Here is a 16883-nt window from a genome sequence, read left to right on the forward strand (position 1 = left end):
GGAGGGGCATGTCGAGGACGGCATAGGTGCCGCCCATGTGCCATCGGAGATGAGATCGTGCCGCGGGATCCGGGACCCTGCACGGGGCGGGATCAGGTCTGTGCCATGTCCACGAAGCGGGAGTAGTGGCCCTGGAAGGCCACGGTGATGGTGGCCGTCGGGCCGTTACGGTGCTTGCCCACGATGATGTCCGCCTCGCCGGCGCGCGGGGACTCCTTCTCGTAGGCGTCCTCGCGGTGCAGCAGGATCACCATGTCGGCGTCCTGCTCGATGGATCCGGACTCACGCAGGTCGGAGACCATCGGCTTCTTGTCCGTGCGCTGCTCGGGGCCACGGTTGAGCTGGGAGAGCGCGATCACCGGGACCTCGAGCTCCTTCGCCAGGAGCTTGAGGTTACGGGACATGTCGGAGACCTCCTGCTGGCGGCTCTCGGAGCGCTTGCCGCCGGACTGCATCAGCTGGAGGTAGTCGATGATGACGAGCCTGATGTCGTTGCGCTGCTTGAGCCGGCGGCACTTCGCGCGGATCTCCATCATCGACAGGTTCGGGGAGTCGTCGATGAACAGCGGCGCGGACGACACCTCGGGCATCCGGCGGGCCAGCCGCGTCCAGTCCTCGTCCGTCATGGTGCCTGAGCGCATGTGGTGCAGGGCGACCCGGGCCTCGGCGGACAGCAGACGCATCGCGATCTCGTTGCGGCCCATTTCGAGGGAGAAGATGACGCTGGGCAGGTTGTTCTTGATCGACGCGGCCCGCGCGAAGTCCAGCGCGAGCGTCGACTTGCCCATCGCGGGACGGGCGGCGATGACGATCATCTGGCCCGGGTGCAGACCGTTGGTGAGCGAGTCGAGGTCCGTGAAACCGGTGGGCACACCGGTCATCTCGCCGCTGCGCGAGCCGATCGCCTCGATCTCGTCGAGCGCGCCCTCCATGATGTCGCCGAGCGGGAGGTAGTCCTCGCTGGTGCGCTGCTCGGTGACCGCGTAGATCTCGGCCTGGGCCCGGTTGACGATCTCGTCGACGTCGTCGTCGCCCGCGTATCCCATCTGGGTGATGCGGGTGCCGGCCTCGACCAGGCGACGCAGGACCGCCCGCTCGTGCACGATCTCCGCGTAGTACTCGGCGTTGGCCGCCGTGGGCACCGTCTGGACGAGGGTGTGCAGATACGATGCGCCGCCGACCTTGTTGATCTCGCCGCGCTTGGTGAGCTCGGCGGCGATCGTGATGGGGTCGGCCGGTTCGCCCTTGGCGTAGACGTCGAGGATCGCCTGGTAGATCGTCTCGTGCGCGGGCTTGTAGAAGTCGTGGCCCTTGAGGACCTCGACGACGTCGGCGATGGCGTCCTTGGACAGGAGCATGCCGCCGAGGACGGACTGCTCGGCGTCGAGGTCCTGCGGCGGGACGCGCTCGAAGGTGGAGCCGCCCTCCCACTCACCGCTCTCCCGGCCCCGCTCGTGCTGCTCGTCACGGCCTCGGCCGCCGTCCCGGCGGCGGGCGGGGGGCAGACGATCACTGGGTCCGCTGTCGGCCCACGGGTCGTCCAAGGGCTCGGAAATGCTCACCGAGCCACCTCCTCCCGTCCGCCGAGCGGACCTCGCCGTGACCTCAGTTCTACGGCACGGCACTGACAATTGAGAGGCCCAACTCCGGTTCAGGCGCGTCGGTTTTGTGACGGTTCCACCGGCCGGTGGACGGAGCGGGCGCCGGACCACGGTAGGCCCGCGGGCACCGTCAGCCAATCTGGTTATCCACAGGCCATGTGGACGACGGCCCGGATGCTGTGGACAACTCCGCAAAACCTGTGCACGACCCGGTGGACAGCCCTGTGAACAAGCCCTCTTCTTTTCCTGCCGACAGCCCCTGACCTGCATCTTTCCGATCCACCGGCTGTGCAGAAGAAAAACTTTTCCCGTCAGCGCAAGATCGCTTCGAACGAGGGGGGAAACGACACGCAACGCAACGAGAGGTAAGGGTCACATCGCAATTGCATCTCTTACCTGTGGACGATTAGATTGATGCCCATGACACAGGCTCCCGCGCCCCCCAGGGCCATCCGGCGACAGCACGATCGGGAGATCGTCGCGCTGGCCGTTCCGGCCTTCGGCGCGCTGGTCGCCGAGCCCCTCTTCGTCCTGGCCGACAGTGCCATCGTCGGCCATCTCGGCACCGCCCAGCTCGCCGGACTGGGCATCGCCTCCGCCCTCCTGACCACGGCCGTCAGTGTCTTCGTCTTCCTCGCCTACGCCACCACGGCCGCCGTCGCCCGCCGCGTGGGAGCCGGTGACCTCACCTCTGCGATCCGGCAGGGCATGGACGGCATCTGGCTGGCCCTGCTGCTCGGCGCCGCCGTGGTCGCCGCCGTTCTGCCCACGGCTCCGGCACTCGTGGAACTCTTCGGTGCCTCGGACACCGCCGCCCCCTACGCGACCACCTATCTGCGGATCTCGGTGGCCGGCATACCGGCCATGCTCGTCGTACTGGCCGCGACCGGAGTACTGCGCGGACTCCAGGACACGAAGACACCCCTCTACGTGGCGGTAGCGGGCTTCGTCGCCAACGCCGCCCTCAACGCCGGCCTGGTCTATGGCGCCGGACTCGGGATCGCGGGCTCCGCGTGGGGGACGGTCATCGCCCAGTGCGGCATGGCCGCGGTCTACCTGGCCGTGGTGATCCGGGGTGCCCGCCGCCACGGCGCCTCGCTGCGGCCCGACGCCGCCGGCATCAGGGCGTCCGCCCAGGCCGGCGTCCCCCTGCTGGTCCGGACGCTCTCTCTGCGGGCGATCCTGATGATCGCCACCGCCGTGGCGGCCCGTCTGGGCGATGCGGACATCGCGGCGCACCAGATCGCACTGTCCCTGTGGAGCCTGCTCGCCTTCGCCCTCGACGCCATCGCGATCGCCGGTCAGGCCATCATCGGCCGGTATCTCGGTGCGGGCGACGCCCAGGGCGCCCGGGACGCCTGCCGCCGCATGGTGCAGTGGGGCATCGCCGTCGGCCTGCTGCTCGGGCTGCTGGTCATCCTGGCCCGGCCCGTCTTCCTGCCGCTGTTCACCAGTGACGCCGGGGTGGAGGACGCCGCGCTGCCCGCCCTGCTCGTGGTGGCGTTGTCCCAGCCGGTCTGCGGCATCGTCTTCGTCCTGGACGGCGTGCTGATGGGCGCGGGGGACGGGCCGTATCTCGCCTGGGCGATGGTCCTCACCCTCGGGGTCTTCACCCCCGTGGCGCTGCTCGTCCCCGTCCTCGGCGGCGGTCTCACCGCACTGTGGGGCGCCCTGACGCTGATGATGACGGTACGGATGGTGACGCTCTGGCTGCGTGCCCGCTCCGGCCGCTGGCTCGTCACGGGCGCGACCCGCTGACTGTTTCACGTGAAACCGGCGTTTCACGTGAAACATCGAGAACGGGAACACGAAGCAAGAACAGGAACACAAAGAAGGGGCCGCACCTGGTGGGTGCGGCCCCTTCTCAGCGGTTCAGCTTCTCAGCGGTTCAGCCGAAGCTGTTCACGCCGGACGCGCGATCAGGCCGCGACGACCTCGATGTTGACCTTGGCGGCAACCTCGGGGTGCAGACGCACGGACGTCTCGTGGGCGCCCAGGGTCTTGATCGGCGTGCCGAGCTCGATGCGGCGCTTGTCGACCTCGGGGCCACCGGCAGCCTTGATCGCCGAGGCGATGTCGGCCGGGGTGACGGAACCGAAGAGACGGCCGGCGTCGCCCGAGCGGACGGCCAGACGGACCTTGACACCCTCGAGCTGGGCCTTCACCTGGTTGGCCTGCTCGATGGTCTGGATCTCGTGGATCTTGCGAGCACGACGGATCTGCTCGACGTCCTTCTCGCCACCCTTGGTCCAGCGGATCGCGAACTTCCGCGGGATCAGGTAGTTACGGGCGTACCCGTCCTTGACGTCGACGACCTCGCCGGCGGCACCGAGGCCGGAGACCTCGTGGGTGAGGATGATCTTCATGTGTCGGTCACCCTTCCCTTAGCGCGCGGTGGACGTGTAGGGCAGCAGCGCCATCTCACGGCTGTTCTTGACGGCCGTGGCGACGTCACGCTGGTGCTGCGTGCAGTTGCCGGTCACGCGGCGGGCACGGATCTTGCCGCGGTCGGAAATGAACTTCCGCAGCATGTTCGTGTCCTTGTAGTCCACGTAGGTGACCTTGTCCTTGCAGAAAGCGCAGACCTTCTTCTTCGGCTTGCGCACAGGCGGCTTCGCCATGGTGTTTCTCCTGTGTGATCAAGAAGTGGGGATGCGAGCCCTAGAAGGGGGGCTCGTCCGAGTAGCCGCCGCCGCTGCCGCCGCCGGAGTTTCCACCCCAGCCACCGCCGCCGCCCTGGTTGCCACCGGCGGGAGCGCCGGTCGCCCAGGGGTCGTCGGCCGGAGCGCCGCCCTGCTGGCCGCCACCGGGGCCGCCGCCCCAGCCGCCGCCACCCTGGCCGCCACCGCCGCCGTAACCACCCTGGCCACCGCGTCCGCCGCCACCGCCACCACCACTGGTCTTGGTGACCTTGGCCGTGGCGTTGCGCAGGCTGGGGCCGACTTCCTCGACGTCCAGCTCGAAGACCGTGCGCTTGACACCCTCACGGTCCTCGTAGGACCGCTGCTTCAGCCGGCCCTGCACGACGACGCGCATGCCTCGCTGGAGCGACTCGGCGACGTTCTCCGCCGCCTGACGCCAGACCGAGCAGGTCAGGAACAGGCTCTCGCCGTCCTTCCACTCGTTCGTCTGGCGGTCGAAGGTGCGGGGGGTAGACGCGACACGGAACTTCGCGACCGCCGCACCCGAGGGGGTGAAGCGCAGCTCGGGGTCATCGACAAGGTTGCCGATGACCGTGATGACGGTCTCGCCTGCCATGGGGGAACCTCTCGGCGGGTTTGCTGCTGCTGGCTGCTTGTGCTGCTACTCAGAATCCCGAGATCGGCTGAGCTGGGGAGCTCAGTGGGTCTCGGGGCGGAGGACCTTGGTCCGGAGGACCGACTCGTTCAGGTTCAGCTGGCGGTCGAGCTCCTTGACGACCGCAGGCTCGGCCTGCAGGTCGATGACCGAGTAGATGCCCTCGGGCTTCTTCTTGATCTCGTACGAGAGACGACGACGGCCCCAGGTGTCGACCTTCTCGACCTTGCCGTTGCCCTCACGGACGACGGAGAGGAAGTTCTCGATCAGGGGGGCGACAGCGCGCTCCTCCAGATCGGGGTCGAGGATGACCATCACCTCGTAGTGACGCATGTGGAACCCACCTCCTTTGGACTCAGCGGCCACGGTCGTTCCGTGGCAGGAGGGTTGTGATGCGTACGCAACGGTATCGGCCGCCACTGACAATCGGGGGTCGGATGCCGACGTCCCCGCTCTGATCTGGGCGGAGTCCCTGGCTGTGCCTGGGCAGACACCGGTGCAGAGGGTACAGACTACCTGCACACCTGCTTCCGGTTGAAATCCGGCCCCGAGGGCAGCCAATCTGTACACATCGGGTGTGTATGGCGCTACAGTGCGCCGTCTTCCGCAGGAGGTGCCCCATGGCACAGGCATTGCGACCCAACACCGGAGTCGGATCTCTCTTCGCCACCGATGGAAAGCCCCATCCCGTCCAGGACACCCTTGTGGTGGTGACCCTGGTCCTGGGAGTCGTGTCCTTCATCACCGCGCAGTTCGACAACCTCCATCTGCTCAGCTCATGGACCGGTCTGGTGGGGATCCTGACCGGCGCGTACGGCCAGTGGATCTCCGAGACCACCCGTGAGCGCTTCGGTCTGATCCTGGGTCTCGGCGCCTCCGGCGTCGGCTTCTTCCTCGGGATGGCGCACGGCGGCCTCTTCGGCAGCCTGTGGTGACCTGACCCACCCCGGTCGGCGCAACACCGCACCACGCACACCGTCCGCGCCGCGGGACTCGTAGGACACCTACGAACCCTGACGTAACGCCCCGGCCCCCCAACTGGCCGGGGCGAAGGTGCCGTACGCCCAGTCGGGCCCCGCGCACGGCGCAGTAGGCTTCGGCGAGAGCCGGAGCCCCTGTACCCATGGGGACACACCAGCCCGAGGAGCGCCCCGAATGAGCCTGACCCTGAGGACGATCAGCCGCGAGCAGCATCTGGCGTACATCCAGAGCCTGCCGTCGGCGAGCCACATGCAGGTGCCGGCCTGGGCCGACGTCAAGGCGGAGTGGCGGTCGGAGAACCTCGGCTGGTTCGACGAGCGGACCGGCGAACTGGTCGGCGTGGGTCTCGTCCTCTACCGGCAGCTGCCCAAGATCAAGCGCTACCTCGCCTATCTGCCCGAGGGCCCGGTCATCAACTGGTACGCGCCGAATCTGACCGAGTGGCTGGAGCCGATGCTCGCGCACCTCAAGCAGCAGGGCGCGTTCTCGGTGAAGATGGGCCCGCCGGTGATCATCCGGCGCTGGGAGGCCACGTCCATCAAGGCGGGCATCCAGAACCCGGACGTGAAGCGGCTGCGCGACATCGAGGCCGACTTCATCGAGCCGCGCGCCTTCGAGGTGGCCGACAAGCTGCGCCGGATGGGCTGGCAGCAGGGCGAGGACGGCGGCGCCGGCTTCGGCGACGTCCAGCCGCGCTACGTCTACCAGGTGCCGCTGGCGAACCGCTCTCTCGAAGAGGTCCACAAGAACTTCAACCAGCTGTGGCGCCGCAACATCAAGAAGGCCGAGAAGGCCGGGGTCGAGGTCGTCCAGGGCGGCTACCACGACCTCGAGGAGTGGCAGCGGCTGTACGAGATCACGGCCGTGCGCGACCACTTCCGGCCGCGCCCGCTGTCGTACTTCCAGCGCATGTGGACGGCCCTCAACAGCGAGGACCCCAACCGCATGCGGCTGTACTTCGCCCGCCACGACGGGGTGAACCTGTCGGCGGCGACGATGCTGATCGTCGGCGGCCACGTCTGGTACTCCTACGGCGCCTCCGACAACATCGGCCGTGAGTTCCGCCCGTCCAACGCCATGCAGTGGCGGATGCTGCGCGACGCCTACGCGCTCGGCGCCACCGTCTACGACCTGCGGGGCATCTCCGACTCGCTGGACGAGACCGACCACCTCTTCGGTCTGATCCAGTTCAAGGTCGGCACGGGCGGCCAGGCAGCCGAGTACCTCGGCGAGTGGGACTTCCCGCTGAACAAGCTGCTCCACAAGGCGCTCGACATCTACATGTCGCGCCGCTGACGTCACCACACCTCCCTTCCCAGCCACGAGAAAGGTCCCAGGTCCGGCCATGGCGCTCACGCTCTACGTCGACACCGCGCGCTGGCGGGCGCACCACAAGCACGTGCAGGAGCAGTTCCCGGGACTCGTCCCGGTCTGCAAGGGCAACGGCTACGGCTTCGGACACGAGCGGCTGGCGGAGGAGGCCACCCGGCTGGGCTCGGACATCCTCGCCGTCGGCACGACGTACGAGGCCGCGCGCATCAAGGACTTCTTCAGCGGCGACCTGCTGGTGCTGACGCCGTACCGGCGCGGCGAGGAGCCCGTTCCGCTGCCCGACCGGGTGGTGCGCTCGGTGTCGTCGGTGGACGGTGTGTACGGCCTCGTGGGCGCGCGGGTGGTCATCGAGGTGATGTCCTCGATGAAGCGCCACGGCATCAGCGAGCAGGACCTCTCGCAGCTGCACTCCGCGATCGAGAACGTCCGGCTGGAGGGTTTCGCCATCCATCTGCCGCTGGACCGCACCGACGGCTCCGACGCCGTCGAAGAGGTCATCGGCTGGATGGACCGGCTGCGCGCGGCCCGGCTGCCGCTGCACACCATGTTCGTCAGCCACCTCAAGGCCGATGAGCTGATCCGGTTGCAGCAGCAGTTCCCGCAGACCCGGTTCCGCGCCCGGATCGGCACCCGGCTGTGGCTGGGGGACCACGACGCCACCGAGTACCGCGGGGCGGTCCTGGACGTCACACGCGTCGCCAAGGGCGACCGCTTCGGCTACCGCCAGCAGAAGGCGGCCTCGGACGGCTTCCTGGTGGTCGTGGCGGGCGGTACCTCGCACGGGGTGGGCCTGGAGGCCCCCAAGGCCCTGCACGGCGTCATGCCGCGCGCCAAGGGCGTCGCCCGGGCCGGCCTCGCCACGGTGAACCGGAACCTCTCCCCGTTCGTCTGGGGCGGCAAGCAGCGCTGGTTCGCCGAGCCGCCGCACATGCAGGTGTCGATCCTGTTCGTTCCCTCGGACGCGCCGGAGCCCACCGTCGGCGACGAGCTGGTGGCCCATCTGCGGCACACCACGACCCAGTTCGACCGGCTCGTGGACCGCTGAGCGCCGCAAGCACAGCGAAGAGGCCGTACACGGAGTCCCCGTGTACGGCCTCTGCTACGTCTGCACAGCGCGCTGTTCGCTCACGGCGAACCCTCGACGGCGTCCCGGCTGCTGCCCCACTCCACCTCGTCCTGCGTGCCCCAGTCCACCTGCCGCGCCTCGAAGTCGGAGGCGTGCCGGGGCGGATGCGCCGCGGCGCCGAGCACGAAGACGTCCTCCGCCCCGTCGAGCACCCCGCCCGAGGGGTCGTCGTCGCCGTTCTGGCGCACCACGTCCCGCTCCGGCATCAGGATGTCGCGCACGACCACGGCGCACAGGTAGAGCGTCCCCACCAGATGCACCCCGATGGCCCAGTGGTAGCCGTCGGTCGGCAGTCCCTTGTGGGCGTCTCTGCTGGTCGTATAGGCGAGGTACAGCCAGATGCCCAGGAAGTACGCGACCTCGCACGCCTGCCAGATCAGGAAGTCCCGCCACTTCGGCCGGGCCAGCACGGCCAGGGGCACCAGCCACAGGACGTACTGCGGCGAGTAGACCTTGTTGGTGACGATGAAGGCCGCCACCACCAGGAAGGCGAGCTGCGCGAACCGGGGGCGACGCGGCGCGGTGAGCGTCAGCCAGGCGATGCCCGCGAAGCACACCACCACCAGGAGGGTGGCGAGGGTGTTCACACTGTCGGTGGCGAGGGGGTCGCTGGAGTTCTGCGCCAGGATCAGCCAGAAGGAGCCGAAGTCGACGCCGCGCTCCTGGCTGAACCGGTAGAACTTCGACCAGCCCTCGAAGGCGAAGAGCATCACCGGCAGGTTGACCACCAGCCAGGCGACGGCCGCGCCGCCGATGGCCTTGCCGTAGTCCCGCCACTTCCCCGCGCGCCAGCAGAGCACGAACAGCGGTCCGAGAAGGAACACGGGATAGAGCTTGGCGGCCGTGGCGAGCCCCAGGAGGACGCCGAAGGCGAGCGAGCGGCCCCGCGACCACATCATCATCGCCGCGGCCGTGAGGGCGACGGCCAGCAGGTCCCAGTTGATGGTGGCGGTCAGCGCGAAGGCGGGTGCCAGGGCCACCAGCAGGCCGTCCCAGGGGCGCCGGGCGTGCGTACGGCTCACGCAGACGGCGATGACGGCCGCGCAGGCCATCAGCATCCCCGCGTTGACCATCCAGTACCACTGCTCCTGGTGCTGGATGCTGCCGCTGCCCGGGGTCAGCCAGGCGGCCACCTGCATGAACACGCCGGTCAGCACCGGGTACTCGAGGTAGTCCATGTCGCCCGGAAGCTTGTCGAAGTACGGCACCAGCCCGTCGGCGAAGCCGCGCCCCTGATAGAGGTGCGGGATGTCCGAGTAGCAGGCGTGGGTGTACTGGGTGCTGGCGCCGAAGAACCAGCCGCTGTCGTAGCAGGGCAGCTTCTGGATCATTCCGAGGGCGAACATCCCGATCGCCACGAGCGCGACGACCCGGACGGGGGTCCACCAGGACATCCCGAGCAGGGCCCGTCGGCCGAGGGGGCCGCCGATCAGCTCACTGCCGGCCGCGGCGACCTTGTCGTGCCTGGTCGGCTGCACCGGCTCCGGCTCGTGCACGCGCGCTGGCGTCGATTCTGCACTGGGCATGGGGCACATCCTGCCGTACCGAGTTAGGAAAATGCCGAGAGCCGCCCCACCGGGTTCGATGGGGCGGCTCTCGTTTCACGTGGAACATCCACATGTTTCACGTGAAACACCCGCGCTGGGCATTTCGGCGGCTAACCGTCCGATCCTCCGAAGAGGCCTCCGTTCTGGTTGCCTCTGGTGCTGTCCGTCTCGGTCGCGGTCGGTGTCGGCGAGGAGTCCCCGTTCGAGCCTCCGTTCGAGTTGCCGTTGGTCGTACCGGCGGTGTTGCACTCGAAGAAGTCGTTGCAGGTCTCCGTCGCCGTGGGCGAAGGCTCGACCTGCGTCTCCGTGGCGGTCGGGGTCGGGGACGGCTCCACCTCCTCGGTCTCGGTGGCCGTGGGGGTCGGCGTCGCCGACGGTTCCGCGTTGACGACCTCACCGATGGGCTCGGGCTCCGGGAAGTCCTTCGCCGGCGTGCCCTCGAGCGCGTCCGCCATGTAGTCGTGCCAGATCTGCGCCGGGAACGAGGCACCGTGGATCTTCTTCTGACCACCCGTTCCGAACATCTCCAGGAACGTGCGGTTCTTGTTCTTCTCGTCGTCGTCCAGCCGGAACATGCTGATCGCGGTCGACAGCTGCGGCGTGTAGCCCACGAACCAGGCGGACTTGTTGCCGTCGGTGGTACCGGTCTTGCCGGCCACCTCACGGCCGGGCAGCTGGGCGTTGGTGCCGGTACCCCGCTCGACCACGGTCTTGAGGACGTCCGTGACGTTGTCCGCGACCTTCGAGGTGAAGGCCTGGTTCGACACGACCTTGTGCGTGAAGATCTGGCCTTCCTCGCTGGTGACCTTCTCCACGGAGTACGGGTCGCGCTGCTTGCCGCTCGCGGCGAAGGTGGCGTACGAGCCCGCCATTCGGATCGCGCTCGGGTCGGAGATACCGATCGAGAACGAGGGGAAGGTGGTGCCGGCGAGGCTGCTCTCCCGCAGGCCCGCGCTGATGGCGGAGTCCTTGACCTTGTCCAGACCGACGTCCATGCCGAGCTGTACGAAGGCGGAGTTCACCGACTCGCGCATGGCCTCGCGCAGGTCGATCTTGTAGTCGGGCGCAGTACCGTACGACTCGTTGCCGTCATTGGTCTGCAGCCACTCCTCGCCCTTCTCGTTCTTCCAGACCGTGCGGTTGTAGTCCTCGATCTTCAGCTTGTTCTTGCCGCTGAACAGACTCTCCGGGGAGACGATGGTGCGCTCGTCCTGCGCCTGCGACGAGCCCAGGTCGGGATCACGCACGCCCCAGGTCATCGCGGCCGCCAGTACGAACGGCTTGAAGGTCGAGCCGACCTGGGCACCGGTTTCGTCGGCGTTGTCGGTGAAGTGCTTGGTGGCGTCCTCACCGCCGTAGATGGCCCGGATGGCGCCGGTGTCCGGCTCCACGGACGCCCCGCCGAACTGCACGTGGGTGTCGGTGTCCGGGCGTTCCTTCGGCTTGATGTTGGCCTTCTGGACCTTGGTCACCGCGTCCTCGAGCTGCTGGACCTTCTTCTTGTCGAAGGTCGTGTAGATCGAGTAGCCGCCCTGCTGGAGCAGGTTCTGGGTGATCCCGGTCTCCTTGCTGTGGGTGACCAGGTAGCCGTTGGCGAGGTCCACGAGGTAGCCGACCTGACCGCTCAGCGCGGTGTTCGACCGCGGGTTCTTCACCGCGGGGAGCTTGGTGTACTTGGCGCGGACCGAGGCGTCGAGGTGACCGTACTCGACCATCTTGTCGAGGGTGTCCTGCATCTGGAGCAGGGCCCGCCTGCTGTTCTTCTCGGGCGTGGCATTGACCGGGTCGATGGAGGTCGCACCCGCCGGGTCGTAGTACGTGGCGCCCTTCAGCATGGCCGCCAGGAAGGCGCACTCACCCGGGTTGAGCTTGATCGCGTCCTTGCCGAAGTAGCCGCGGGCGGCCGCCTGGATGCCGTAGTCGTTGCGGCCGTAGTACGCGGAGTTCAGGTAGCCGGCCATGATCGTGTCCTTGTCGACCTCGGCGCCCACCTTTATCGACACGAAGATCTCCTTGAACTTGCGGGAGATCGTCTGCGACTGGTCGTTCAGCATCGCGTTCTTGACGTACTGCTGGGTGATGGTCGAACCACCCTGCGTCTGGCCGCCCCGGGCCATGTTGAACAGGGCCCTGGCGATGCCCTTGGGGTCGATGCCGCTGTCCTCGTAGAAGGTCTTGTTCTCCTGCGAGATCACCGCGTAGCGCATCTCCTGGGGGATCTGCGAGAGCGAGATGTTCTGACGGTTCGTCTCACCACCGGTGGCCACCATCTGGGAGCCGTCTTTCCAGTAGTAGACGTTGTTCTGGGCGGTCGCCGTCTTGTCGACGTCGGGCACACCCACCATGGCGTAGCCGATGCCCGCCACGGCCACCATGCTGCCGACGAAACCGATGAACAGACCGGCGACGAGCTTCCAGGACGGGATCCAGCGCTGCCAGCCGTACTTGTCGGCGCGCGGATAGTCGATCAGGCGCTTTCTGCCGGGCGCCGAGCGCCCTCTGCCCCGGCCGGGCCCGTGCGGGCCGCCGAAGTGGTCTCCCGCGGGCTCGGCCCCTCTGCGCCGGCCGCCCGGGCTCCGCTGGGCAGCGCGTCGGGCGTCGGCGCGGCTGCCGTACGACTGCTCCGGACTTCCCGACACCTGGCCCAACCCATAGTCGGAAGGAGATCCGGTGGCGCCTCGCGGTGCGCGACGGCCGGAGGACGGCCCGGACTGGCCACGTCGGGCCGCGGCACGTCCGCCTCCCTGCGGCTGCGGCGGTTTGCGACGGTGCTCGCTCATCGAACGATTACTCCTAGGGCAGGCGCATCCGTGCGCGCCTGAAAAGGGCGGCTGGTTTCCTGTCCCCCCGAAGTACGGATGCGGTCGGCTGCGCATTCACCCGTACGGCACCGGGGGCCTCGACGCCCCCCGGCGTCCCTCGGGTCCCGGTGGTCTGCATGGCGCACAGACTACGCACCGTCAAAACCTGCCCAGCCCCAAGGTTCACCCCAAACCGGGCAAGTCACCTGCGAAGAAACGGTGATGTGATCCCGTTCACCACCGTCCCCCTTGTCGCATCCGGAAGGCCGTTCTATCGTCGTGATGTATCGAGTCGATACATCAGAGCGAGATAAGCGCGCTGCGGACGAGAGGAGGCGACAGTGAGCCGACGTTCCGGCATCCTCGAGTTCGCCGTGCTCGGCCTGCTCCGCGAATCCCCGATGCACGGCTATGAGCTGCGCAAACGACTCAATACGTCACTGGGGGTGTTCCGTGCCTTCAGCTACGGGACGCTGTACCCCTGCCTCAAGACGCTGGTCGCCAACGGCTGGTTGATCGAGGAACCGGGGAACACCTCCGAGGACGCCCTCGCCGCGCCACTCGCAGGGCGTCGCGCCAAGATCGTCTACCGGTTGACGGCGGAAGGTAAGGAACACTTCGAGGACCTGCTCTCGCAGACGGGCCCCGACGCCTACGAGGACGAGCACTTCGCCGCCCGTTTCGCCTTCTTCGGGCAGACGTCGCGCGATGTGCGCATGCGCGTCCTGGAGGGCCGGCGCAGCCGGCTGGAGGAGCGCCTGGAGAAGATGCGCGCCTCGCTGGCACGCACCCGGGAGCGCCTCGACGACTACACGCTTGAGCTCCAGCGCCACGGGATGGAGTCCGTGGAGCGCGAAGTGCGCTGGCTGAACGAGCTCATCGAGAGCGAGCGGGCCGGACGGGACCTGAAGGGTTCCGCTTCCGGGGAGTCCGCTCAGCAGAACACCAATGGAGCGCCGGGCGTCCTGCCCCGTCCCGGGGACACCCCCGGGACGGATACGCCCGGCGACACCACCCCGTGAGCGCCCAGCCAGGGCCTCACTCGTACACACAGGGAGCAACCGGAATGGGTTCGGTTCGCGTAGCCATCGTCGGTGTGGGCAACTGCGCCGCATCGCTGGTGCAGGGCGTCCAGTACTACAAGGACGCCGACCCGGCGTCCAAGGTCCCGGGCCTGATGCACGTCCAGTTCGGCGACTACCACGTCCGTGACGTCGAGTTCGTCGCCGCGTTCGACGTGGACGCCAAGAAGGTCGGCCTCGACCTCGCGGACGCGATCGGGGCGTCCGAGAACAACACCATCAAGATCTGCGACGTGCCCAGCACCGGTGTCACCGTGCAGCGCGGCCACACCCTCGACGGTCTCGGCAAGTACTACCGCCTGACCATCGAGGAGTCCGAGGCCGAGCCGGTCGACGTCGTCCAGATCCTCAAGGACAAGCAGGTCGACGTCCTCGTCTGCTACCTGCCGGTCGGTTCCGAGGACGCGGCGAAGTTCTACGCCCAGTGCGCCATCGACGCCAAGGTCGCCTTCGTCAACGCCCTCCCGGTCTTCATCGCCGGCACCAAGGAGTGGGCGGACAAGTTCACCGCGGCGGGCGTCCCGATCGTCGGCGACGACATCAAGTCCCAGGTCGGCGCCACCATCACGCACCGCGTCATGGCGAAGCTGTTCGAGGACCGCGGTGTCGTCCTGGAGCGCACCATGCAGCTGAACGTCGGCGGCAACATGGACTTCAAGAACATGCTCGAGCGCGACCGCCTGGAGTCCAAGAAGATCTCCAAGACCCAGGCCGTCACCTCCCAGATCCCCGACCGGGACCTCGGCGAGAAGAACGTCCACATCGGCCCGTCCGACTATGTGGCATGGCTCGACGACCGCAAGTGGGCCTACGTCCGTCTCGAGGGCCGCGCCTTCGGTGACGTCCCGCTGAACCTGGAGTACAAGCTCGAGGTCTGGGACTCCCCGAACTCCGCGGGTGTCATCATCGACGCCCTGCGCGCCGCGAAGATCGCCAAGGACCGCGGCATCGGCGGCCCGATCCTGTCGGCCTCCAGCTACTTCATGAAGTCCCCGCCGGTCCAGTACTTCGACGACGAGGCCCGCGAGAACGTCGAGAAGTTCATCCGCGGCGAGGTCGAGCGCTAGCTCGACACAACGGCGCGCGCCAAGCGCGCCATCCGCTGAAATTCGCTCCTGCCAGGGCTGAGAGGGTCCCCGGGTCGTATGACCCGGGGACCTTCCCCGTATGTGAGGCTGGGCCCCATGGCCGTCGTCCGTGATCTGCGCGTCCTGCTGCGCCTCGGCGCCTTCCGGCGCCTGCTCGCCGTACGGCTGCTGTCCCAGTGCGCCGACGGCGTCTACCAGGTCGCGCTCGCCACCTACGTCGTCTTCTCCCCGGAGAAGCAGACCTCGGCCGCGTCGATCGCCTCCGCGATGGCCGTCCTGCTGCTGCCCTACTCCCTCGTCGGCCCCTTCGCCGGCGTCCTGCTGGACCGCTGGCGGCGCCGCCAGGTCCTCCTCTACGGCAATCTGCTGCGCGCCCTGCTGGCCTCGGCGACGGCCGTCCTGATGCTCAGCCACGTCCCCGACTGGCTCTTCTACGTCTCCGCGCTGTGCGTCACCGCCGTCAACCGGTTCGTCCTCGCGGGCCTCTCGGCCGCCCTGCCGCGCGTGGTCGACGCCGAGCGCCTCGTCATCGCGAACTCCCTCTCCCCGACCGCCGGAACATTGGCCGCGGTCGCGGGCGGCGGTCTCGCCTTCTTCGTCCGCCTGGCGATCGCGGACACCGATGCCGTGGTGGTCCTGCTCGGCAGCGTGCTGTACCTGTTCTCGGCGCTGATGTCCCTGACCATGGCCGCGGATCTGCTCGGGCCCGAACGCTATGTGATTCCGGCCGGCTGGGCGAGCGCCGTCAGGGGGACGGCCCGCGGACTCGCCTCCGGGGTACGCCATCTGACGGAGCCGAAGCGCAGGGAGGCCGCCTGGGCGCTCGGCTCGATCACCCTGATGCGGTTCTGCTACGGCGCCCTGACGGTCATGGTGCTGATGCTGTGCCGGTACGCCTGGTCCACCGACACCGAGAAGGGGCTGGCGCTGCTCGGCGTGGCCGTGGCCATCTCCGGCGTCGGCTTCTTCGTCGCGGCCGTGGTGACCCCGACTGCGGCCGGACGGCTGGGCCCCGGCCGCTGGATCACGGTCTGTTCGGCGGCGGCCGCCGTGCTGGAGCTCGCCCTGATGCTCCCCTTCACCCAAGCCACCACGTTCGTCGCGGCGTTCGTCCTCGGACTGGTCACCCAGGGCGCGAAGATCGCCACCGACACCATCGTGCAGTCGTCCGTGGCGGACGGCTTCCGCGGCCGGATCTTCTCCCTCTACGACGTCCTGTTCAACGTCGCCTTCGTCGGCGCCGCCGGTGTGGCCGCCCTGATGCTGCCGCCTGACGGCCGCTCAGCGGCGCTGGTGGTAACGGTCGCCGTTATCTACGGGGCAATTGCTGCTGCTATGGGCCGCTTTGAACGCCAGTAAGTGTCACATCAAAGACACAGAGTTCCTCTGCGGTCGGGCACTGTCAGTGGTGGCCGGTACTTTACGTGGGTCTTATTTCGCGCCATGCGCACGCACGTTCCTGCGCACCCACGTTCTAGGGGGATCCCAGCATGACCACTCCGCCGCCTCCACAGGGCCAGAACCCGTACGCCCAGCCCACTGTGCCCGTGGGGCAGCAGCAGCCCGGTCAGCCGGGAGTCCCGCCGCAGCAGCCGTACGCCCCGTTCCCGAACCAGGGCGGCGCTCCGGTTCCCCCGCCGCCCGCGCCGGCCGGCAAGCGCATGGGCAAGAAGGCGATACGCATCATCGGTGCGATCGTCGTCGCCGTCATCATCGGCATCCTCAAGTTCGGCGCGGGCTGGTTCCTGACGCGCGACGACGCGGAGACGACCTCGGTCGGCGCCTGCATGCACAACGACGGGACGGACTCCAACGCGGACCTCAACGAGGTCGACTGCTCCGACAGCAAGGCCCAGTACAAGGTCGTCCAGAAGTTCGACGGCTCCAGCGACGAAAACAAGTGCAGGGACATTACGGAGGCACCGATCTGGTACGTCCAGTCAGGCGGCGGCCACGACGTGGTGCTCTGCCTGAAGGAAGTCAAGTAGCCGCAGCGGTTGCCATGACTGAGGGCCGGTGTTTCACGTG

General features: G+C 68.1%; 15 protein-coding genes. 8 read left to right on the forward strand and 7 right to left on the reverse strand.

The window, feature by feature from the left end:
• Nucleotides 1-92: 92 nt before the first annotated feature.
• A complete protein-coding gene (gene dnaB, locus AQJ64_RS21525; RefSeq protein WP_055633674.1) occupies nucleotides 93-1562 on the reverse strand; it encodes a replicative DNA helicase in 1470 nt (489 codons plus the stop codon).
• Between the two features lie 459 nt (nucleotides 1563-2021).
• Between dnaB and AQJ64_RS21530 the strand changes: the two genes are divergently transcribed.
• Entirely contained in the window at nucleotides 2022-3359 is a 1338-nt protein-coding gene (locus tag AQJ64_RS21530; RefSeq protein WP_055633683.1) for an MATE family efflux transporter, read from the forward strand.
• A 161-nt stretch (nucleotides 3360-3520) separates the two neighbouring features.
• Here AQJ64_RS21530 and rplI read toward each other — a convergent pair whose 3' ends face one another.
• From rplI to rpsF, 4 genes are all read right to left on the reverse strand, one after another.
• The gene (rplI, locus tag AQJ64_RS21535) at nucleotides 3521-3967 is read right to left on the reverse strand and encodes a 50S ribosomal protein L9 (protein ID WP_055633673.1); all 447 of its coding nucleotides are present in this window, start codon (nucleotides 3965-3967) and stop codon (nucleotides 3521-3523) included.
• An 18-nt stretch (nucleotides 3968-3985) separates the two neighbouring features.
• Nucleotides 3986-4222 carry a 30S ribosomal protein S18 gene (gene rpsR, locus AQJ64_RS21540; RefSeq protein WP_003949403.1) on the reverse strand — a complete coding sequence of 79 codons (237 nt, stop codon included), beginning with the start codon at nucleotides 4220-4222 and terminating at the stop codon, nucleotides 3986-3988.
• A 40-nt stretch (nucleotides 4223-4262) separates the two neighbouring features.
• Nucleotides 4263-4859, reverse strand: coding sequence for a single-stranded DNA-binding protein (locus AQJ64_RS21545; RefSeq protein WP_055633672.1), 597 nt, complete (start codon nucleotides 4857-4859; stop codon nucleotides 4263-4265).
• Nucleotides 4860-4940: 81 nt separating this feature from the next.
• Nucleotides 4941-5231, reverse strand: coding sequence for a 30S ribosomal protein S6 (gene rpsF / locus AQJ64_RS21550; RefSeq protein ID WP_007383258.1), 291 nt, complete (start codon nucleotides 5229-5231; stop codon nucleotides 4941-4943).
• 287 nt (nucleotides 5232-5518) lie between these two features.
• On the opposite strand from rpsF, the gene AQJ64_RS21555 reads away from it, so the two are divergent.
• The 3 genes from AQJ64_RS21555 (at nucleotide 5519) to AQJ64_RS21565 (ending at nucleotide 8256) form a co-directional block, all read left to right on the forward strand.
• Nucleotides 5519-5833, forward strand: coding sequence for a hypothetical protein (locus AQJ64_RS21555; protein ID WP_055633671.1), 315 nt, complete (start codon nucleotides 5519-5521; stop codon nucleotides 5831-5833).
• Nucleotides 5834-6053: 220 nt separating this feature from the next.
• The gene (gene femX / locus AQJ64_RS21560) at nucleotides 6054-7175 is read left to right on the forward strand and encodes a peptidoglycan bridge formation glycyltransferase FemX (RefSeq protein ID WP_055633670.1); all 1122 of its coding nucleotides are present in this window, start codon (nucleotides 6054-6056) and stop codon (nucleotides 7173-7175) included.
• A 49-nt stretch (nucleotides 7176-7224) separates the two neighbouring features.
• Entirely contained in the window at nucleotides 7225-8256 is a 1032-nt protein-coding gene (locus AQJ64_RS21565; protein WP_055633669.1) for an alanine racemase, read from the forward strand.
• Between the two features lie 80 nt (nucleotides 8257-8336).
• Here AQJ64_RS21565 and AQJ64_RS21570 read toward each other — a convergent pair whose 3' ends face one another.
• Both AQJ64_RS21570 and AQJ64_RS21575 read right to left on the reverse strand, forming a co-directional pair.
• Nucleotides 8337-9863, reverse strand: coding sequence for a glycosyltransferase family 87 protein (locus AQJ64_RS21570; RefSeq protein ID WP_055633668.1), 1527 nt, complete (start codon nucleotides 9861-9863; stop codon nucleotides 8337-8339).
• Nucleotides 9864-9994: 131 nt separating this feature from the next.
• Nucleotides 9995-12664 carry a transglycosylase domain-containing protein gene (locus AQJ64_RS21575; protein WP_167738976.1) on the reverse strand — a complete coding sequence of 890 codons (2670 nt, stop codon included), beginning with the start codon at nucleotides 12662-12664 and terminating at the stop codon, nucleotides 9995-9997.
• 362 nt (nucleotides 12665-13026) lie between these two features.
• Here AQJ64_RS21575 and AQJ64_RS21580 point away from each other — a divergent pair, with 362 nt between their 5' ends.
• From AQJ64_RS21580 to AQJ64_RS21595, 4 genes are all read left to right on the forward strand, one after another.
• Nucleotides 13027-13707 (forward strand): PadR family transcriptional regulator, encoded by a 681-nt coding sequence (locus AQJ64_RS21580; RefSeq protein WP_055633667.1) that lies wholly within the window; start codon nucleotides 13027-13029, stop codon nucleotides 13705-13707.
• Between the two features lie 44 nt (nucleotides 13708-13751).
• On the forward strand, nucleotides 13752-14834 hold the full coding sequence (locus tag AQJ64_RS21585; RefSeq protein WP_055633666.1) for an inositol-3-phosphate synthase: 1083 nt from the start codon (nucleotides 13752-13754) through the stop codon (nucleotides 14832-14834).
• 117 nt (nucleotides 14835-14951) lie between these two features.
• On the forward strand, nucleotides 14952-16214 hold the full coding sequence (locus tag AQJ64_RS21590) for an MFS transporter (RefSeq protein WP_055633665.1): 1263 nt from the start codon (nucleotides 14952-14954) through the stop codon (nucleotides 16212-16214).
• A gap of 131 nt (nucleotides 16215-16345) precedes the next feature.
• Entirely contained in the window at nucleotides 16346-16843 is a 498-nt protein-coding gene (locus AQJ64_RS21595; RefSeq protein WP_055633664.1) for an LppU/SCO3897 family protein, read from the forward strand.
• Nucleotides 16844-16883 lie beyond the last annotated feature (40 nt).

The sequence above is a fragment of the Streptomyces griseoruber genome (genome assembly GCF_001514205.1).
Lineage (GTDB): Bacteria > Actinomycetota > Actinomycetes > Streptomycetales > Streptomycetaceae > Streptomyces > Streptomyces griseoruber.